This is a genomic window from Microbacterium sp. KR10-403, assembly GCF_040196215.1.
Classification (GTDB): Bacteria; Actinomycetota; Actinomycetes; order Actinomycetales; family Microbacteriaceae; genus Microbacterium.
On sequence record NZ_JBEGDC010000007.1, the window covers coordinates 56,270 to 73,705 of the forward strand.

22 protein-coding genes are annotated in these 17,436 nt (G+C 70.3%); 13 read left to right on the plus strand and 9 right to left on the minus strand.

The features are described from left to right. Nucleotides 1-18: 18 nt before the first annotated feature. The 3 genes from ABMQ42_RS16085 to ABMQ42_RS16095 all read left to right on the plus strand — a co-directional run bounded on the left by ABMQ42_RS16085 (nt 19) and on the right by ABMQ42_RS16095 (nt 2,278). A complete protein-coding gene (locus ABMQ42_RS16085; protein ID WP_349724016.1) occupies nt 19-372 on the plus strand; it encodes a VOC family protein in 354 nt (117 codons plus the stop codon). Nucleotides 373-655: 283 nt separating this feature from the next. Beyond that, nucleotides 656-1,996 carry an aspartate--tRNA(Asn) ligase gene (aspS, locus tag ABMQ42_RS16090; protein ID WP_349724017.1) on the plus strand — a complete coding sequence of 447 codons (1,341 nt, stop codon included), beginning with the start codon at nt 656-658 and terminating at the stop codon, nt 1,994-1,996. A 99-nt stretch (nt 1,997-2,095) separates the two neighbouring features. Continuing rightward, nucleotides 2,096-2,278 (plus strand): YegP family protein, encoded by a 183-nt coding sequence (locus ABMQ42_RS16095; protein WP_349724018.1) that lies wholly within the window; start codon nt 2,096-2,098, stop codon nt 2,276-2,278. A 33-nt stretch (nt 2,279-2,311) separates the two neighbouring features. Here the strand turns inward: ABMQ42_RS16095 and ABMQ42_RS16100 are convergent, their stop codons facing one another. From ABMQ42_RS16100 to ABMQ42_RS16120, 5 genes are all read right to left on the minus strand, one after another. After that, entirely contained in the window at nt 2,312-2,608 is a 297-nt protein-coding gene (locus tag ABMQ42_RS16100) for a Dabb family protein (protein WP_349724019.1), read from the minus strand. Further along, nucleotides 2,605-2,877: a glutaredoxin family protein gene (locus tag ABMQ42_RS16105; protein WP_349724020.1), complete on the minus strand. Its 273-nt coding sequence runs from the start codon at nt 2,875-2,877 to the stop codon at nt 2,605-2,607. Before ABMQ42_RS16105 ends, ABMQ42_RS16100 begins: the two co-directional genes overlap by 4 nt. Before the next feature lie 51 nt (nt 2,878-2,928). After that, nucleotides 2,929-3,222, minus strand: a complete 294-nt coding sequence (locus ABMQ42_RS16110; RefSeq protein ID WP_349724021.1) for a rhodanese-like domain-containing protein — start codon at nt 3,220-3,222, stop codon at nt 2,929-2,931. Between the two features lie 77 nt (nt 3,223-3,299). After that, nucleotides 3,300-3,398 (minus strand): 30S ribosomal protein bS22, encoded by a 99-nt coding sequence (locus ABMQ42_RS16115; RefSeq protein ID WP_003792170.1) that lies wholly within the window; start codon nt 3,396-3,398, stop codon nt 3,300-3,302. 82 nt (nt 3,399-3,480) lie between these two features. Continuing rightward, nucleotides 3,481-3,672 (minus strand): helix-turn-helix domain-containing protein, encoded by a 192-nt coding sequence (locus ABMQ42_RS16120; RefSeq protein WP_275278948.1) that lies wholly within the window; start codon nt 3,670-3,672, stop codon nt 3,481-3,483. A gap of 211 nt (nt 3,673-3,883) precedes the next feature. On the opposite strand from ABMQ42_RS16120, the gene ABMQ42_RS16125 reads away from it, so the two are divergent. Beyond that, nucleotides 3,884-4,876 carry a phosphodiester glycosidase family protein gene (locus ABMQ42_RS16125; RefSeq protein WP_349724022.1) on the plus strand — a complete coding sequence of 331 codons (993 nt, stop codon included), beginning with the start codon at nt 3,884-3,886 and terminating at the stop codon, nt 4,874-4,876. Between the two features lie 4 nt (nt 4,877-4,880). Further along, nucleotides 4,881-5,960, plus strand: a complete 1,080-nt coding sequence (locus ABMQ42_RS16130; protein WP_349724023.1) for a GtrA family protein — start codon at nt 4,881-4,883, stop codon at nt 5,958-5,960. Here ABMQ42_RS16130 and ABMQ42_RS16135 read toward each other — a convergent pair. Beyond that, nucleotides 5,842-7,056, minus strand: coding sequence for a glycosyltransferase family 4 protein (locus ABMQ42_RS16135; RefSeq protein WP_349724024.1), 1,215 nt, complete (start codon nt 7,054-7,056; stop codon nt 5,842-5,844). The genes ABMQ42_RS16130 and ABMQ42_RS16135 overlap by 119 nt on opposite strands. Further along, a complete protein-coding gene (locus ABMQ42_RS16140) occupies nt 7,053-7,451 on the minus strand; it encodes an ArsR/SmtB family transcription factor (protein ID WP_349724025.1) in 399 nt (132 codons plus the stop codon). The genes ABMQ42_RS16135 and ABMQ42_RS16140 overlap by 4 nt, the downstream gene beginning before the upstream one ends. 124 nt (nt 7,452-7,575) lie before the next feature. Here ABMQ42_RS16140 and ABMQ42_RS16145 point away from each other — a divergent pair, with 124 nt between their 5' ends. From ABMQ42_RS16145 to ABMQ42_RS16165, 5 genes are read left to right on the plus strand one after another with little or no spacing between them, the layout of a single operon-like run. Beyond that, complete coding sequence (locus ABMQ42_RS16145) at nt 7,576-8,946, plus strand: TrkH family potassium uptake protein (protein ID WP_349724026.1); 1,371 nt, start codon at nt 7,576-7,578, stop codon at nt 8,944-8,946. After that, complete coding sequence (locus ABMQ42_RS16150) at nt 8,939-9,610, plus strand: potassium channel family protein (RefSeq protein WP_349724027.1); 672 nt, start codon at nt 8,939-8,941, stop codon at nt 9,608-9,610. The genes ABMQ42_RS16145 and ABMQ42_RS16150 overlap by 8 nt, the downstream gene beginning before the upstream one ends. 18 nt (nt 9,611-9,628) lie before the next feature. Further along, nucleotides 9,629-10,225, plus strand: coding sequence for a DUF1214 domain-containing protein (locus ABMQ42_RS16155; RefSeq protein ID WP_349724028.1), 597 nt, complete (start codon nt 9,629-9,631; stop codon nt 10,223-10,225). Then, nucleotides 10,222-10,875 (plus strand): DUF1254 domain-containing protein, encoded by a 654-nt coding sequence (locus ABMQ42_RS16160; protein WP_349724029.1) that lies wholly within the window; start codon nt 10,222-10,224, stop codon nt 10,873-10,875. The genes ABMQ42_RS16155 and ABMQ42_RS16160 overlap by 4 nt, the downstream gene beginning before the upstream one ends. Continuing rightward, complete coding sequence (locus ABMQ42_RS16165; RefSeq protein ID WP_349724030.1) at nt 10,866-11,294, plus strand: pyridoxamine 5'-phosphate oxidase family protein; 429 nt, start codon at nt 10,866-10,868, stop codon at nt 11,292-11,294. The genes ABMQ42_RS16160 and ABMQ42_RS16165 overlap by 10 nt, the downstream gene beginning before the upstream one ends. A gap of 16 nt (nt 11,295-11,310) precedes the next feature. On the opposite strand, the gene ABMQ42_RS16170 is transcribed toward ABMQ42_RS16165, so the two are convergent. Both ABMQ42_RS16170 and proC read right to left on the minus strand, forming a co-directional pair. Beyond that, nucleotides 11,311-13,401, minus strand: a complete 2,091-nt coding sequence (locus tag ABMQ42_RS16170) for an APC family permease (protein ID WP_349724031.1) — start codon at nt 13,399-13,401, stop codon at nt 11,311-11,313. A 57-nt stretch (nt 13,402-13,458) separates the two neighbouring features. After that, nucleotides 13,459-14,292 carry a pyrroline-5-carboxylate reductase gene (proC, locus tag ABMQ42_RS16175; RefSeq protein ID WP_349724032.1) on the minus strand — a complete coding sequence of 278 codons (834 nt, stop codon included), beginning with the start codon at nt 14,290-14,292 and terminating at the stop codon, nt 13,459-13,461. Nucleotides 14,293-14,364: 72 nt separating this feature from the next. Between proC and ABMQ42_RS16180 the strand changes: the two genes are divergently transcribed. The 3 genes from ABMQ42_RS16180 to ABMQ42_RS16190 are packed head-to-tail and all read left to right on the plus strand — an operon-like array spanning nt 14,365 to nt 17,409. Then, the gene (locus tag ABMQ42_RS16180) at nt 14,365-15,477 is read left to right on the plus strand and encodes an alpha/beta fold hydrolase (protein ID WP_349724033.1); all 1,113 of its coding nucleotides are present in this window, start codon (nt 14,365-14,367) and stop codon (nt 15,475-15,477) included. 43 nt (nt 15,478-15,520) lie between these two features. Beyond that, nucleotides 15,521-16,486 carry a cation diffusion facilitator family transporter gene (locus ABMQ42_RS16185; protein WP_349724034.1) on the plus strand — a complete coding sequence of 322 codons (966 nt, stop codon included), beginning with the start codon at nt 15,521-15,523 and terminating at the stop codon, nt 16,484-16,486. Continuing rightward, entirely contained in the window at nt 16,486-17,409 is a 924-nt protein-coding gene (locus tag ABMQ42_RS16190; RefSeq protein ID WP_349724035.1) for a TIGR03560 family F420-dependent LLM class oxidoreductase, read from the plus strand. Before ABMQ42_RS16185 ends, ABMQ42_RS16190 begins: the two co-directional genes overlap by 1 nt. The last annotated feature ends 27 nt before the right edge of the window (nt 17,410-17,436 follow it).

Consider the following 17,436-nt stretch of genomic DNA (forward strand, 5'->3'; position numbering starts at 1 on the left):
CGGCGTATCGTCGCGGACATGACGGTCGACCAGATCATGGCGAACCTGCACGCCGCCGACCTCGATGCCGCGCGGCGGTTCTACGTCGGCGAGCTCGGCATGACCGAGCAGCCCCTCGGACATGACTGGGTGACGCGCTTCATCGATCCGTCGACCGGAGCGGCCGTGCAGGTGCAGACGCACGACGCGACAGCGCCCGAGGACTCGGTCGCGACCGTCAAGGTCGACGACGTCGACGCCGTCTACGCGGCGATGCGCGCCGCCGGGCACGAGATCGTGCATCCGCTGGTGACCGAGGCCTGGGGCGTGCGGCGCTTCTTCGTGCGCTCGCCCGGCGGCGCCGTGCTGAACATCGCACAGCGGCACGGGTAAGGCGCGAGTCGGAGTCTGCGCGCGGCATCCCGCCATCCGGTACCGCTCGCCGCCCGCCGTTCGGCAGTCGATTTCTGCAACCGATACGCACCGCGACCCGTAGAAGGTGACCGCTGAACCGAGGGGGCGCTTCGCCCCGCTTGTTCGGCAGTCAGTTTCGGCAGGCCCACGTCGGGTTCGCTTGCAGAAAGTGACTGCTCGACCACGAGGGGCGGTGGGATGCCGGGGGCCGGCGCAGCGCACGCACAGAAGCCGCGGCATCCCGCCCCGTAGACTTGACGGTGTGACTGAACGCATCCTCGTGAACCAACTCGCCGCCCGAGAAGACGGCCCCGTCCGCGTGTCGGGATGGGTCGAGACCGTCCGCGATCAGAAGAAGGTGCAGTTCGTCGTCCTGCGCGATGAGACCGGCGCCGTGCAGCTCGTGAATCCCGCGACGCGTCCCGACCCCGAGAAGACGGACCAGGATGCCGCGGCCCTCGCCCTCACCGACACCATCTCGAACCTCGCGCACGGCACGTTCCTGACGGTAACCGGCGACCTCAAGCACGACGAGCGCGTCAAGCTCGGCGGCATCGAGGTCAAGCTCACCGCGCTCGAGGTGGCCTCTGCCGCGCTGCCCGAGACGCCCATCGCGAGCGACTCGAGCATGGACAAGCGCATGGACTGGCGCTTCATCGACCTGCGCCAGCGCCGCAACAACCTGATCTTCCGCATCTCGACGACGCTCGAGCACGCCATGCGGCAGTACTGGATCGACCGCGACTACATCGAGATCCACTCCCCCAAGCTCATGTCGAGCCCGTCCGAGTCGAACGCCGAACTGTTCAGCCTCGACTACTTCGAAGACAAGACGGCCTACCTCGCGCAGAGCCCGCAGCACTTCAAGCAGATGGCGCAGGCCGCCGGCTTCGGCAAGGTCTTCGAGATCGGCGACGTGTACCGCGCCGACCCGAGCTTCACGAGCCGGCACGCCACCGAGTTCACGAGCGTCGACGCCGAGATCAGCTGGATCGACTCGCACGAAGACGTCGCGACCATGCAGGAAGAGCTGCTGGCCGCCGCCATCCAGGCCGTCAAGGACAAGCACGGCGACGAGATCAAGGAGCTGTTCGACATCGACGTGGTCGTGCCGACGCTGCCGTTCCCGCGCATCCCGCTGGCCGAGGCGCACGAGATCGTCAGGGCCCGCGGCTACGAGAACCCGCGCACCGACGGCGACCTCGACCCCGAGAGCGAGCGCCAGGTCTCGGCGCACGTCGCCGAGACGTTCGGGCACGAGTTCGTGTTCGTGACCGACTACCACGCCGGGATCCGCCCGTTCTACCACATGGTCGACGAGGCCACCGGGCTGACCAAGAGCTACGACCTGCTGTTCAAGGGCGTGGAGATCACGACCGGCGCGCAGCGCGAGCACCGCATCGAGGTGCTCGAGAAGCAGGCGCTCGAGAAGGGCCTCAAGCTCGAGGGCCTCGAGCACTACCTCGACTTCTTCCGCTACGGCGTGCCGCCGCACGGCGGGTTCGGCATGGGCCTGGCGCGCGTGCTGATGCTGCTGCTGGGCGAGGCGTCGATCCGCGAGGTGACGTTCCTGTTCCGCGGCCCGACGCGTCTCGCGCCGTAAGTTCCGCCCGACCGGGCTCTTCCGCCCCGGTGGCCGACCCGCTAGCGTGATGCTCGCGGGCCGCCACCGGGGCGGCCCCGTCTCGATGAGGAGGCAGACATGGCGGGCACGTTCGAGCTGTGGACCGACAAGGGCGGCGACTGGCGCTTCAACCTCAAGGCGTCCAACGGGCAGGTCATCGCGACCAGTCAGGGGTACGCCTCCAAGGCGGGAGCCCTGAACGGCATCGACTCGGTGAAGACCAACGCGCCCGACGCCGCGGTCGTCGAGGTGGAGAAATAGCGCCGTCGAGATAGCGCCGTCGAGACGCAGCCGCTACAGCTCGAAGTCGACCGCCACGCGATCGGCGACGACGCTGCGCACGTAGGCCACGACCTCCTGGTGCGCGGGGTGCACCGCGTAGGCGTCGAGCGCCGCCTTGTCGGCGAAGTCGGCGACCAGCGCGACATCCCAGTTGCCGTCGACGACGTTCGGACCCGCCGTGAGCGTGCCGATCGTGGGCACGACGCCGACGAGGGCGTTCAGGCGCTCGGCGATCTCGCGTGCGTGATCGGCACGGGTCGCGGCATCCGTCGCCGCCATCTTCCAGCTCACCACGTGCCGCAGCGTCATCGCTTCGCCGCCACAGCGTCGAGCAGCGCGTCGTGCAGCCGGTCGGCGCCCACGCGCCAGTGCGCGTGCAGCCGCCCGTCGATGAGCACGACCGGGATCTTCTCCCACCACAGCTCGTAGAGCGCGGGGTCGTCGGCGATGGATGCCTCGACCACCTCGACCTGCGCGGCCGCGCGTTCGGGCAGGTCGGCCAGGACGTGGTCGACGACGCCGTGCGCGACGTCGCAGAGGTGGCAGTCGGGCTTGCCGATGAGGGTGAGCGTGGTCACACACTCATCCTAGGGCGGGCGGGATGCCGGGGCTCGGCGACGCAGCCCGGCTCAGCGCTCGACCGGGAAGCCCTGCTCGACCCAGGCGGCGGTGCCGCCCTCGACGTCGGTGACGTCGTAGCCCTGCGCGTCGAGCTTGCGCGCGACCGACGCCGAGCGCCCGCCGAGCTCGCAGATCACGTGGAAGGGCTCCTTCGGGAACTCTTCGACCCGGTCGCGCCACGTCGAGAACGGGATGTTCACGGCGCCGGCGATGTGCCCGGCCTCGTACTCGTGCACTTCGCGCACGTCGATGAGCGGGAGGCCCGCGGTCTCGCGCAGCTGCTGAACGGTGATGGACTTCATGTCGTACTTTCCTCTGCGAACGCCGGATGCGTACACGAAGCGCCCGTCCCGCAGGACAGGCGCTCGGTGTTCAGCCGCTACTTCTTGTTGCGGCGCTGGTGACGAGTCTTGCGAAGCAGCTTGCGGTGCTTCTTCTTCGCCATGCGCTTGCGGCGCTTCTTGATGACAGAACCCACGGGAAACCTCACAACGTCAGGGGTCTGGACGCGGAATCACCGCGCCCGGGAACGGGCAGATGGAAAAATGCCTCGTCCTAGTCTAGCCGACGTCGGCGATGGGACGTTGCAGGGCCTCTGAGACGGCCGATTCGGGTACGCGATAGCTGCGCCCGAAGCGCACGGCGGGCAGCTCGCCGGAGTGCACGAGGCGATAGACGGTCATCTTCGAGACCCGCATGATCTCGGCGACCTCGGCGACCGTCAGAAAACGCACATCAGGCAGTTCGGCCATATCCACGTTCCACCTTCCCCAGCATCGGCTGATCAGTCCCCGCTCGCAGCGGCCCCACACCACTGAGCACACTCTATGGTGTCCGTGCGGGCTGTGTAAACCCATGGGACGGGTGTGACGGATGCGCGCATAGCGAGTCCATAGTCCGGCCAGGGCGCGTCCTGACGGGGCTCTGGCCGTCCATGGATGCCGATGCCGTCTGCTTGAGGGCATGAATGAGACAGCGACCGACCCGGCGACCCCCACCGCCGTCGTGCGCCGGCGGATGTCCCGCACGGTGAAGCGGCTCATCGGCGCGGCCGCGCTCGTTCTGACCCTCGTGGGCGGCGGGGGTGCCTGGTGGGCGGCGAATCGGTTCCTCATCCCCCACGTGGAGATCTCCGATGTCGCCGCCTACCAGGCCGAACAGGGGTCCGCCGACGCCGGCTCATCCGACACGACCGACACCTCCGGCACCGTCACGGGCTCGACCTACACCTCCGACGACGCCTCCGTGACCATCACGAAGCACACCACCGGGTCGGGCGACGACACCCTCACCTACTACGTCGCCGATGTGACCCTCACCGACGCGACGGCCCTGCGCAGCGCATTCGCCGACAACCAGTTCGGCGAGAACATCACCGCCCGCGTCTCCGAGATCGCCGAGGACAACGGCGCGGTGTTCGCCATCAACGGCGACTATTACGGCTTCCGCTCCGACGGCATCGAGATCCGCAACGGCGTCGTCTTCCGCGACGAGGGCGCGCGTGAGGGGCTCGCGTTCTACAAGGACGGCACCGTCACGGTGTACGACGAGACGGCGACCACCGCCGACGCGCTCGTCGCCGACGGCGTCTGGAACACCATGAGCTTCGGCCCCGCGATCGTCGAGAACGGGCAGACGGTGGACGGCATCGACGACGTCGAGGTCGACACCAACTTCGGCAACCACTCGATCCAGGGCGACCAGCCGCGCACGGCCGTCGGCGTCATCGACGACGACCACCTCGTCTTCGTCGTCGTGGACGGCCGCGATTCGGGCTACAGCCGGGGAGCGAGCCTGGACGAGCTCGCGGGCATCATGGAGGGCCTGGGCGCCCAGACCGCGTACAACCTCGACGGCGGCGGATCGAGCGAGATGTGGTTCGACGGCGAGGTCGTCAATCAGCCCTCCAACGGCGGCGAGCGCGCCACCAGTGACATCTTCTACATCGCCGGGTGACCGCATGAACGTCGTCCTGATCCCCGCATACGAGCCCGACGAGCGTCTCGTCTCGCTGGTGCGGGAACTGCACGGGATGCCGGTGGTCGTCGTCGACGACGGGTCGGGGCCGGCGTATCACGACGTGTTCGCCGGTGCCGCGGCATCCGGCGCCGTCGTCCTCCCCCACGCGCACAACCGGGGCAAGGGCGCCGCCCTGCGCACCGGCTTCGCGCACATCGCCCGGGCGTTCCCCGACGCGGGGGTCGTCACCGCCGACGCCGACGGCCAGCACACGCTCGCCGACATCGCGCGGGTCGCCGCGCGCATCGGCGCGGGCCGCATCGTCCTGGGCGTGCGGGCGTTCACGGGTTCCGTCCCCGCGCGCAGCCGCTTCGGCAACGCGGTCAGCCGCCTCGCCTTCCGCCTGGCGGCAGGCCAGGCGATCGCCGACACGCAGACCGGCCTGCGCGGGCTGCCCGCCGAGTCCCTGCCGTGGCTGATGGGCGTGCCCGGCGATCGCTTCGAGTACGAGTTCCGGATGCTGCTGCAGGCGGGGGCCGCCGGCTTCGCCCTCGTCGAGCAGCCGATCGCGACGATCTACACCGACGGCAACGCGTCCAGCCACTTCCGCCCGGTGCGCGATTCGCTGCGCATCTACGCGCCGGTGGTGCGGTTCGCGGGCTCGGCGCTGCTGGCCTTCGCGATCGACACCCTGGCCCTGCTCGTGCTGCACGCGCTCACCGGGTCGCTGCTGGTCTCCGTGGTCATCGCGCGCGTGCTCAGTTCGAGCGTGAACTTCGCCGTCAACCGCTCGATGGTCTTCCACCGCGGCCGCGACATCCCCCTGCGCACGGCGGCGCTGCGCTACTTCTCGCTCGCGCTCCTGCTGCTGGCGGCGAACTACGGGACGATCTCGGCGCTGTCCGATCTGGGGCTGCCGCTGCTGGCGGCCAAGATCGTCACCGAGGCGACGCTGTTCGTCGTCAGCTACGGCGTGCAGCGAGCTGTGGTGTTCGCTCCCGCATCCGCTCGCGAGCCACGGCGATCAGCCGCTCCAGCTGCTGCGCGTGCGGTGCCGGCTGACGGTCGCGCGCGTAGGTGACGGCCGCTGCCGCCGCCCGCTCGAGCCCGGCGCGGTCGTCGAGCAGTCCCTCCAGCGACGCGGCCAGGCCCGCGGCATCCGTCCCCTCCGTGCCGATCGCGGCCGCACCGAACTCCTCCGCGAGCACCGGGTCGACGACCACGGCCGGACGCCCCCTGCTGAAGGCCTCCAGCGCGATCATGGGCTGGTTGTCGAACCCGAGCGATGAGATGACGACGGCGTCGGATGCCGCGACCAGCGCTCCCACCTCATCGCCGGGCACCCGGCCGTGGAAGGTGACGTCGGCCTGCGGCTCATGGGTGCCGCCGGCCACGTGCAGGTGCACCCGCCCCGGCCCGCGGTGCGCCGTGACCAGACGGATCGCGTCGAGCGCGACCTCGAGGCGCTTCTCGGGCGCGAAGCGCGCCGCCCACACCAGGGCCAGCGGACCGTCGGCGCGGGCGGGCGCCGGCTGCAGGGGCTCGGCGATGTTGGAGAGCTCGTGCACGGCATCCACCCCCTCCGCCTGCAGCGCCCGTGCCTGGTGCGCCGACGGCGACAGCACCGCGTCGGCGCGCGTGGCGACGGTCAGGGTCATCGTGCGCAGCGCGTTGTTGATGGGGGTGCTGCCGGTGTAGCGCGGCGACGGCCAGCGGCCGGTGATGTGGTGGTATTCCCACAGCGCGAGCGGGACGAGCGCGTTCAGCGCCGATGACGCCTGCCAGAAGAAGGTGTGCACGGTCTGCAGCACCGGGCGTGCCTGGGCTGCGCCGATCTCGAGCGCCGCGACCGCGAGCGTGAACTCGGAATGGACGACGAGCGCCCGCACGTCGTGCGCGGCGGCGAGGCGCGCCAGCTCGACGCGCAGACGGCGACGGGATGCCAGGACCGGCAGTCCCACGCCGGGCACCGTGAACGCGACCCGCACCGCGACGGGGACGATCCCGGGCACCCCGGCCAGCACATCGGCGTCGGGGGCGACCACGACGACGGTCCACCCCTGCTCGGCCAGCCCCCGCGCCTGCCGCAGGAAGGCCGTCTGCGCACCACCGAGATAGCGCAGCGAATAGTCGCACAGGAGCATGACGGCCCCCTGCGCGGTGTCGCCGCCGTTCACCGTCCGGGCAGCTTCTTCAGCGCACTGTCCCACGCGTGCTTGGCCGACGCCGCGACCCGTCCGACGGTCTCGGCGGCGTGCGCCGCGGGCTCGGGGAGGGCGATGAGCTCGGCGGCGTCGCCCTCGTCGAGGAACGGGACGATCCACGCGTCGATCTCGTCGAGCGGGGCCGCCTGCAGGCGGTAGTAGCGGTGCTGGCCCTCTTCGCGGACCGCGACCAGGTCGGCGTCGCGGAGGACCTTCAGGTGCTTCGACACGGTCGGCTGGCTCACGCCCAGGTCGGCGACGATCTGCGACACGCTGGTGCCGTCGTGCCCCGCGGCGGAGCGGTCCAACAGCAGGCGCAGGATGTCGCGACGGGTGCCGTCCGCGATCACGTCGAAGATGTCCGCCATGCCCTTAGGTTAGCCGGGCGTCCGGCTGAGTACCATGACACAGGTGTCCACGCATCCGGATCCCATAGCCCGCGGGCCGCTCCTGCGCAGGCTCCGCCGCGCGGGCGCGGAGACGTGGGATGTGATGCGTGACTTCACGACGGCATCGCCCGCCCGGTTCGCTGTGGGCGTCTACATGGTGCTCATCGCGATCTTCACGGTCCTGCTGATGCTCCCGGCCGCCACGCGCTCGGGCGCCCACACCCCGTTCGTCGACGCCCTGTTCACCGCGATCTCGACGGTGTGCGTGACCGGTCTGTCGACGGTCGACATGGCCACGCACTGGTCGGCGTTCGGCAACGTCGTCATCTACGTCGGCGTCAACGTCGGCGCCCTGGGCGTGCTGACCCTCGCATCGATCCTGGGCCTGGTGATCTCGAAGAAGCTGGGCCTGCGCGCCAAGCTCATCGCCGCGAGCGAGTCGAACCCGCTGCGCGTGCACGGCGGGCCGGTCAACGAGGGCCAGACCATCCGGCTCGGCGAGGTCGGCTCGCTGCTCGCGACCGTGGCACTGTCGACGTTGGTGATCGAGGCGGGCCTGGCGGTGCTCATGTACCCCTCGCTCGTGGTCGGCGGCATCGGCCCGCTGCGTGCCCTGTGGGAGGCCCCGTACTACGCGGCCATGTCGTTCACGAACACGGGCTTCGCGCCGAACCCCGAGGGGCTGGAGATGTTCCAGCACGACTACTTCTTCCTGACCGTGATGATGGCCGGCGTCTTCCTCGGGTCGATCGGCTTCCCGGTGATCAACACGCTGTGGCGGCACCGCTGGCATGTGCACCGCTGGTCGCTGCACGCGAAGCTCACCGTCATCACGACCATCCTGCTGTTCATCGCGGGTGCCCTCGTGTTCCTCCTGCTCGAGTTCGACAACCCGAAGACGTTCGGCGACCGCAATGCGTGGGACACCGTCTATCAGTCCTTCTTCCTCTCGGCGATGACCCGCTCGGGCGGTTTCTCCGTCGTCGACGTCAGCAGCCTGCACGGCTCGTCGCTCATCGTCGGCTCGATGCTCATGTTCGTCGGCGGCGGCTCGGCATCGACCGCCGGCGGAATCAAGGTCACGACCCTCGCGGTGCTGGCACTGGCGGTGTGGTCGGAGGCCAAGGGCCGCCCCTCCGTGCAGGCGTTCGGCCGCCGCATCCCCAGCGACGTGCAGCGCGTCGCACTCTCGGTCGTCGCCTGGGGCGCCACGCTCGTGGCGGTGGCGACGGTGACGATCGCACAGTTCACCAGGGCGCCGGTGGCCGACGTCCTTTTCGACGTCATCTCGGCGTTCGCGACCGTCGGCCTGTCGACCGGGCTGACCGCGCAGCTGGATGATCCGGGCAAGTACGTGCTGGCGGCCACCATGCTCTTCGGCCGCGTTGGTACAGTGACTCTCGCCGCGGCCGTCGCCGCGACCAGCCGCAAGCAGCTGTACTCGCTTCCCGTCGAAAGGCCGATCGTTGGTTGAGCAGATCCGTGGCGATGCGCCCGTCCTGGTGATCGGCCTCGGCCGGTTCGGCGCCGCCTGCGCCGGCGAGCTCGACCGCCTCGACCGCGACGTGCTCGCCATCGACGAGAACCTCGAGCTCGTGCAGAAGTGGTCCGAACGCGTCACACACGCGGTGCAGGCCGATGCCCGCAATCTCGACGCGCTCAAGCAGATCGGCGCGCAGGACTTCCAGGTGGCCGTGGTCGCCACGGGGTCGTCCATCGAGTCGTCGGTGCTGATCACCGCGAACCTCGTCGACCTGAAGGTGCCGCAGATCTGGGCGAAGGCCGTGTCGCAGGCGCACGGCAAGATCCTCGCGCGGGTGGGCGCGAACCATGTCATCTACCCCGAGCGCGAGGCCGGCGAGCGCGTCGCGCACCTGGTCAGCGGCCGCATGCTCGACTTCATCCGCTTCGACGACGACTTCGTGCTGGCCAAGATGTACCCGCCCAAGTACATCCGCGGCATCGGCCTGAACCAGTCGGGCGTGCGCACGAAGTTCAACGTCACCGTCGTGGGCGTGAAGAGCCCCGGCAAGCCGTTCCGCTACGCCGAGGCCGACACCGTGGTCACCAACCACGACCTCATCATCGTGTCGGGCACCAACTCCGACATCGAACGGTTCGCGTCCCTGGAGCGCTGACGGGTCTAGCCTGCGAGCATGGGTGCGACATGGATCGCGCAGTCGGGCATCGTGCAGGGCGTCATCATCGGCGCCACGCTCGCGTTCCTGACGGCGATCGCGCTCCTGCGCCTGCGCGCCCGCGCACTGACCCGCACCGTGCACGGATGGCGCGAGCTGCGCCGCTGCGGGCAGCCGGGCAACGGCGTCCTCACCCGCGCCGCCTGCATGATGGCGCTGCCGGTGGTGAACAGCTTCGACGAGGCCGCGTACTGGACGACGGGACGGGATGCCGCGGGCCGCACCCTGCGCGGCGACCGCGCGTACACGCTGCGTTTCGATGCGGGCGGGATGCCGCCGGCCGACGCCTTCTGGTCGCTGACGGCGACCGACCCCACCGGGTACGCCGCCACCGGCAGCACCGGGCACGGCAGCGTCGACGACCGCACGCCGTTCACCACAGGTGCCGACGGCTCGGTAGAGCTCGTGCTGTCGCACGAGGAACCCGCCGGCGCCGCCGCGAACTGGCTCGCCGTGCCGACCGGTCGGTACCGGCTGATGCTGCGCGCGTACCTGCCGGGAGCGGCGATCCTCGACGGCAGGTATGCCCCACCGCCCGTGGAGGCGCGACCGTGAACCGGCTCATCCTGCGGTTCGCCGTGCCGATCGTCGTGATCGTGCTCGTGATCTTCGCGTGGGTCGTGATCCAGCGCCTCGCCGACGGTCGCGGCGTCGGCGTGCTCGCGGTCGCCGCACTCGTCGTGTGGGCGGTCGGCGCGCCGCTGTTCATCTGGTTCTGGCCGCGCATCACCGTGAGCGGCTTCCAGCGGGCCATCGTGCGGCGCGGGTTCGGTTCCGGACCCGTCGCGGTGAACACGCTCGCCGCCGTGCCGTACACCTCGGCCGCGGCATCCACCGGCAGTCTCATCGCCACCGGCACCGACGACGTACTGTACGTCGTCGGCTGGATCGACCTGCGGCACGGCCCGCTGACGCTGCATGTGCCGCCCATGCCGGGCCGCTATCACGCCCTGCAGTTCACCGACCCGACCACGGGCGCGAACGTCGCCTACGTCGGCACGCGCACGACCGGAGACAGCGGAGGCGACTTCGAGGTCGTGCGGCGCGGCGCGGCGCCGGCACGCGGCGCCGTCGTGCTGCCGGGCCGCCAGGCCCTGGTCATCGGCCGCGTGTTCGTCGCCGACGAGGCCGACCGACCGGCCGCGCTCGCGCTCGCGCAGCAGTTCTCACTCTCAGCAGTCGAAGGGAAGCAGCGATGGAGCTGACGGACAGGCACCGGACGTATCTGCAGGATCACCATGCCGCCGCGATGATCACGATCGCACGGGACGGCATGCCGAAGGCGGTGCGCGTGGGGGTCGCACTCGTGGGCGACCGGCTCTGGAGCAGCGGCACGGCCGACCGCGTGCGGACGAAGCGGCTGCGACGCGATCCGCGCTGCACGCTGTTCGTGTTCGATCAGGCGTACTCGTTTCTCACGATCGAAGCGAGGGTGACGATCCTGGACGGCCCGGACGCCCCGCAGCAGAACCTCGCGCTGTTCCGCGTGATGCAGGGCCGGCCCACAGGTCCGCTGAACTGGTACGGCGACGAGCTCGACGACGAGGCCTTCCTCGCACGCATGACCGCCGAGCAGCGGGTGATCTACGAGTTCGCGCCCACGCACGCGTACGGCCCGGCGTAGGCGGACCGCACGCCGCTCAGGGCCGGTTGCCCTGCCGCGGCTCGTGGTCGTACGGCAGCTGCGGCGTGGTCGGGAAGCCGGCGCGCGCCTGGCCCGGCACCGGACGCGATCGGCGCCCGTAGATGAGCTCGGACGAGTCGAGCAGCCACGGCACCAGCGTGATCGTCACCCCGTGCACGAGCATGAGCTGCTGGGCCATGCGCCGTGCGCGCCGGTTGTGCAGGACGCGCTCCCACCAGTGCCCGACGATGTACTGCGGCAGGTACACGGTGACCACGCTCGAGCCGTGCTCTTCGCGGTACTGCTTGATGAAGGCGATCACGGGCCCCGCGTAGCTGCGGAACGGCGACTCGATGGTGACCAGCGGGACCGGCATCCCGTGTTCCTGCCACGCCTTCTGCAGGGCCTTCGACTCCTCCTTGGTGACCGCCACATGCACGGCCAGGGTCTTCTCGTGCCGTGCGGCCAACGCGTAGTCGAGGGCCTTGACGACCGGTTTCTGCAGCCGGTTCACGAGCACCAGCGCGATGTCGCCCGCCGACCCGAAGTGCACGGTGTCGTCCATGCGGGTCTCGTGCTCGACGTCGCGGTAGTAGCGGTAGACGCCCATCATCAGCGTCGCCAGGATCGGGATGGCCAGGAACACCAGCCAGGCGCCGTGCGTGAACTTGGTGATCGTGACGATCACGAGCACCGCGACGGTCAGGGTGGCCCCGACGGAGTTGATCGCCAGCCCCTTGCGGAAGCTGCGCGCCTGGCGCCGCGCCGACTCCTGGGCACGCGCCTCGTCCGGCAGTGCGCGGATGCGGCGCAGCCCGCGGATCCAGTGCCGGATCATGCCGATCTGCCCCAGCGAGAACGACACGAACACGCCGATGATGTACAGCTGGATGAGGTTCGACAGGTTCGCCCGGTAGATGACCAGCACGATCGTGGCCGCAACCCCCAGCACGATCATGCCGTTGGAGTAGACGAGCCGGTCGCCGCGGGTGTTCAGTGCCTTGGGCGCGTAGCCGTCGCGGGCGAGCACCGCCCCCAGCAGCGGGAAGCCGTTGAACGCCGTGTTGGCCGCCAGCAGCAGCACGCACGCGGTGGCCGCCTGCACGACGAAGAACGGGATCGAGTTCATGCCGAACGTCGCGGCCGCCAGCTGCGCCATGAGGCTCGGCTGCGGCGTGCCGTGGCAGTCGAAGCCGGCGAGGTCGCAGGGGTTCTCGGCGTACTGCACGCGCGAGATGAGAGCGAGGGCCACGAGGCCGGCGAACATGGCCGCGGCGATGCCGCCCATCATCGCCAGGGTCGTGCGGGCGTTGCCGATCTTCGGGCGGCGGAACGCCTGCACCCCGTTCGAGACCGCCTCGACACCCGTCAGCGCCGAGCAGCCGCTGGAGAACGCCCGCAGCACGAGCAGCAGCACCGCGGCCTGCGAGATGCTCTGCGCATGCAGTGCGTACTGCGCGCTGGAGGCGACCGGGGCGACACCGAGGAACGTGCGCACGAGCCCGGTGACGACCATGACCGCGACCGAGCCGATGAACACGTAGGTGGGGATCGCGAACGCGTGGGAGGCCTCGCGCACGCCGCGCAGGTTCATCACGACGATGCCCAGCACGCAGACGACGGCCAGCTCCACGCGCCACCGGTTGAGCGCCGGGATCGCGGAGATGATGTTGTCGACGCCCGAGGCGGTCGACACCGCGACCGTCAGCACGTAGTCGACGAGCAGGGCGGATGCCACGACCACCCCGGGCACCTCGCCCAGGTTCTTGCGCGCCACCTCGTAGTCGCCGCCGCCCGAGGGGTAGGCGCGGATCAGCTGCCGGTACGAGAGCACCACCACCACGAGCAGCAGCACGACGGCTGCCGCGACCCACGGCGCGAATGCCAGGAACGCGAGTCCGCCGGTCAGCAGGATCATCAGCATCTCCTGCGGCGCGTACGCCACCGAGCTCAGTGCGTCCGACGCGAAGATCGGCAGCGCCATGCGCTTGGGGAGCAGGTGCTCATCCGCATTCTCGGACGCCAGAGGGTCGCCGATGAGGATGCGTTTCACGATCGGCGACTCCGGAGTGCCGTCGCGATTCTCGCTTGTCACGAGCGGCGACACTACGCCCGAAAACCCCCGGGTGCAATGCGGTGCGACGCGCGGTTTCCGCGGGGTGCGTCAGCGCCCCTCGGCGATCTCCCGTGCGCGGGCCAGGGCGGCGTCGGTGGCGCGCACGAACACCTCGTCGAGACGCGCCTCCTGCAGCACCGCGACGGCCCGCTCGGTGGTGCCCTTCGGGCTCGTCACGCGACGCCGCAGCTCCGCCGGATCCTCACCGGATGCCGCCAGCAGCGCCGCCCCGCCGACGAAGGTCTGCTCGGCCATCGTGCGGGCGTCGGCCTCGGAGAACCCCTTGCCGACGGCGGCCTTGGTGAGCTCCTCGATCAGCAGGAACACATACGCCGGGCCCGAGCCGGAGATCGTCGAGAGGGCGTCGATCTTGTCCTCGGGGACCTCGATGACGGTGCCGACGGTCTCGAACAGCGCCCGCACCACGGCGACGTCGTCGGCGGTGGCCGCCCTACCGGCCGCCACGCCGGTGACGCCCTTGCCGACCAGCGACGGGGTGTTCGGCATCGAGCGGATGACCGCCGTGCCCTCCGGCAGCAGCTGCTCGAACGTCGCGATCGTGACACCGGCCGCGATGCTCACGACGACGACGCCGGGCTTCAGCGCGGGTGCGATCTCGCGCAGCAGGTCGGGGACCATGGCCGGCTTCACACCGACGATCACCACGTCGGCGGTGGCCGCGGCATCCCGGTTCCCGTCCGGCTGCTGCTCGAGGGCGATGCTGCGCACGCCCGCCAGCTGTGCGAGCGGCTCGGCCTTGGCGGCGGTGCGGTTGGTCACGACGAGGCTCTGGGCCCGGCCCGATTCGGCGAGACCGTGCAGGATCGCGCCGCCCATGGAGCCGGCGCCGAGGATCGCGATGGGAGGAAGCATGCCGCTCATCCTACGGCGCTCGTCCTCGGGTGCGCAGGGCGCGGTTATAGTCGAGTCAGGACCGCTGAGGAGGCCGATTCCATGACCGTGTTCGACGGCATCGCCGCACGCATCATCGAGACCCCGCGCCTGGCGGTGAACATCCTCGAGCGCACGGCGGACAAGGTGAAGACCCCCGCCGAGCAGACGGTCGTCTTCGTCCACGGCAATGTCTCGTCGGCGCTGTTCTGGCAGGAGATCATGGAAGACCTGCCCGGCGACATCCGGGCCATCGCGGTCGACCTGCGCGGCTTCGGCGGCAGCGAGACCAAGCCCGTCGACGCGACGCGCGGGCTGCGTGATTTCTCCGACGATCTGCACGCGACACTCGAGGCGCTGGGCCTGGGTGCCGTGCACCTCGTCGGCTGGTCGATGGGCGGCGGCGTGGTCATGCAGTACGCGCTCGAGCACCCCGTGCTCAGCCTCACGCTGCAGGCGCCCGTCTCGCCGTACGGCTTCGGCGGCACGCGCCGCGACGGCTCGCGCCTGACCGACGACGACGCCGGGTGCGGCGGGGGCGGCGCGAACTCCGATTTCGTGCAGCGCCTGCGCGACGGCGACACGACGACGGATGCCGCGACCTCACCGCGCAGCGTGTTCCGTGCCTCGTACGTCTCGGCCGGGTACGTGACCGGGCACGAGGACACCTGGGTCGAGTCAATGCTGACCACGGCGACCGCCGCCGGAAACTACCCCGGCGACAGCGTGGCCAGCGAGAACTGGCCCGGCTTCGGCGCCGGTGCCGTCGGCGTGCTGAACACCATGGCGCCGCAGTACTTCGACGTGTCGGGGATCGTCGACCTCCCGACCAAGCCCCCGATCCTCTGGGTGCACGGCACCGCCGATGCCATCGTCTCGGACGCGTCGTTCTTCGACCTGAACCAGCTCGGCAAGGCCGGGCTCATCCCCGACTGGCCGGGCGAGGAGATCGCCCCGCCGCAGCCGATGGTGAGCCAGACCCGCGACGTGCTGAACGCGTATCGGGATGCCGGGGGTCGGGCCACCGAGTTGACGATCGAGGGCGTCGGCCACGCGCCGCACCTGGAGCGCCCCGGCATCGTGCGCCGCGCACTGCTGCAGGTCATGGGCTACATCGCCTCGACGACCGGCCCGCAGCCGCCGACCGAGGCGATCATCCTCAAGAGCGAGGACTGACACGGGCCCGCGGCATCCCGTTCGGTTTCCGTAGACTTCCGGCATGAGCTCCTCCGGCGGCGGGAAGGCGATCATCGCCGCATTCCTCGCGAACATCGGCATCGCCATCGCGAAGTTCGTCGCGTGGTTCTTCTCGGGGTCCGCATCGATGCTGGCCGAGGGCATCCACTCCCTCGCCGACAGCGGCAACCAGCTGCTCCTGCTGCTGGGCGGACGGCAGGCCAAGCGCAAGGCCGACCAGGAGCACCCCTTCGGCTACGGGCGCGAGCGGTACGTCTACGCGTTCGTGGTGTCGATCATCCTGTTCTCGGTCGGCGGCCTGTTCTCGATCTACGAGGGCGTCGAGAAGATCACCCACCCGCACGAGCTCGACCACGTCTGGATCGCGGTGCTGGTGCTGGTGATCGCGATCGTGCTCGAGGGCATGTCGCTGCGCACCGCGGTCGGCGAGTCGAAGCCGCACAAGGAGAAGGGCGAGTCGTGGCTCGCCTTCATCCGGCATGCGAAGGCGCCCGAACTGCCCGTCGTGCTGCTCGAAGACACCGCAGCCCTCACCGGCCTTGTGTTCGCCCTGCTCGGCGTCGGCCTGTCGTGGCTGACCGGCAACCCCGTGTTCGACGCGATCGGCACGCTCATGATCGGCACGCTGCTGATCCTCGTGGCGATCACGCTGGGCGTCGAGACGAAGAGCTTGCTCGTCGGCGAGGGCGCGGCCCCCTCCGATCTGCGCGCGATCGTGAACGCCATCGAGGACGGCCCCGAGGTCCACCGCCTCATCCACATCAAGACGCTGTACCTCGGCCCCGACGAGCTGCTGGTGGCGGCAAAGCTCGCGTTCGCCTCCGACAAGCCGCTGACCGCGGTGGCGGCCGACATCGACGCCGTCGAGGGGCGCGTGCGCGCCGCGGTGCCCATCGCGCGCGTCATCTACTTCGAGCCCGACGTGTACCGCCCGGCGGCCGACCCCGCGCCGTCGACCGAGGCCTTCATCCTGAAATCGGAGGACTGATGGAGTTCTGCGTCTTCACCGAGCCCCAGCAGGGGTTCAGCTACGACGAGCAGCGCACCCACGCGCAGACGGCCGAGAAGCTCGGCTTCGACGGCTGGTTCCGCAGCGACCACTACATGCGCATGGGCGCGGGGTCCCCGCTGCCCGGCCCCACCGACGCGTGGACGACGCTGGCGGGACTCGCGGTGCAGACCTCGCGCATCCGGCTCGGCACGCTCGTCTCGTCGGTGACGTACCGCACGCCGGGCGTGCTGGCGATCCAGGTGGCGCAGGTCGACGCGATGAGCGGCGGGCGCGCCGAACTGGGGTTGGGGACCGGGTGGTTCGACGCGGAGCACAAGGCCTACGGCATCCCGTTCCCGGCGAAGAGATTCGGGATGCTGGAAGAGCAGCTCGAGCTGATCACCGGGCTGTGGGCGGCCACCGCGCCGTATTCGTTCGCGGGCGCGCACTACGAGCTCGTCGATTCGCCGGCGCTGCCCAAGCCCGTGCAGGAGCGCGTGCCGGTCATCGTGGGCGGCGGTGGTGTGAAGCGGACGCCCGCGCTGGCGGCGCGGTTCGCGACGGAGTTCAACATCGGCTTCCAGCCCGAGGACGTGATCGCCGAGAAGTTCGCCGGCGTGCGCGCGGCCTGCGAGGCTGCGGATCGCGACCCCGCGTCGCTGAAGCTGTCGGTGGCGCTGCCGACCCTCGTGGGCGTCTCGGAGAGCGAGCTGTCGCGCCGGGCGGCGGCCATCGGCCGTGACGCCGCGGCGGTGCGCGGAGACGATGTCATCGCGGGAACGCCGGATGAGGTCGTCGCCAAGGTCGCGCGCCTTCAGGCGCTCGGTGCCGAGCGCGTGTACTTCCAGCTGCCCGACCAGCGCGACCTCGAGCACCTCGAGCTGCTGGGCTCGCTGCTGCCGCAGCTGCGCGCGCTCTGAGCCGCGGCGCGCCGCGCCCCTTCGCGC

Coding starts and splice junctions, on each gene's coding strand:
- ABMQ42_RS16085 (WP_349724016.1), top strand. CDS start 19: ATGACGGTCGACCAGATCATGGCGAACCTGCACGCCGCCGACCTCGAT.
- ABMQ42_RS16095 (WP_349724018.1), top strand. CDS start 2,096: ATGGCGGGCACGTTCGAGCTGTGGACCGACAAGGGCGGCGACTGGCGC.
- ABMQ42_RS16100 (WP_349724019.1), bottom strand. CDS start 2,608: ATGACGCTGCGGCACGTGGTGAGCTGGAAGATGGCGGCGACGGATGCC.
- ABMQ42_RS16110 (WP_349724021.1), bottom strand. CDS start 3,222: ATGAAGTCCATCACCGTTCAGCAGCTGCGCGAGACCGCGGGCCTCCCG.
- ABMQ42_RS16120 (WP_275278948.1), bottom strand. CDS start 3,672: ATGGCCGAACTGCCTGATGTGCGTTTTCTGACGGTCGCCGAGGTCGCC.
- ABMQ42_RS16125 (WP_349724022.1), top strand. CDS start 3,884: ATGAATGAGACAGCGACCGACCCGGCGACCCCCACCGCCGTCGTGCGC.
- ABMQ42_RS16130 (WP_349724023.1), top strand. CDS start 4,881: ATGAACGTCGTCCTGATCCCCGCATACGAGCCCGACGAGCGTCTCGTC.
- ABMQ42_RS16140 (WP_349724025.1), bottom strand. CDS start 7,451: ATGGCGGACATCTTCGACGTGATCGCGGACGGCACCCGTCGCGACATC.
- ABMQ42_RS16145 (WP_349724026.1), top strand. CDS start 7,576: ATGCGTGACTTCACGACGGCATCGCCCGCCCGGTTCGCTGTGGGCGTC.
- ABMQ42_RS16155 (WP_349724028.1), top strand. CDS start 9,629: ATGGGTGCGACATGGATCGCGCAGTCGGGCATCGTGCAGGGCGTCATC.
- ABMQ42_RS16165 (WP_349724030.1), top strand. CDS start 10,866: ATGGAGCTGACGGACAGGCACCGGACGTATCTGCAGGATCACCATGCC.
- proC (WP_349724032.1), bottom strand. CDS start 14,292: ATGAGCGGCATGCTTCCTCCCATCGCGATCCTCGGCGCCGGCTCCATG.
- ABMQ42_RS16180 (WP_349724033.1), top strand. CDS start 14,365: ATGACCGTGTTCGACGGCATCGCCGCACGCATCATCGAGACCCCGCGC.
- ABMQ42_RS16185 (WP_349724034.1), top strand. CDS start 15,521: ATGAGCTCCTCCGGCGGCGGGAAGGCGATCATCGCCGCATTCCTCGCG.
- ABMQ42_RS16190 (WP_349724035.1), top strand. CDS start 16,486: ATGGAGTTCTGCGTCTTCACCGAGCCCCAGCAGGGGTTCAGCTACGAC.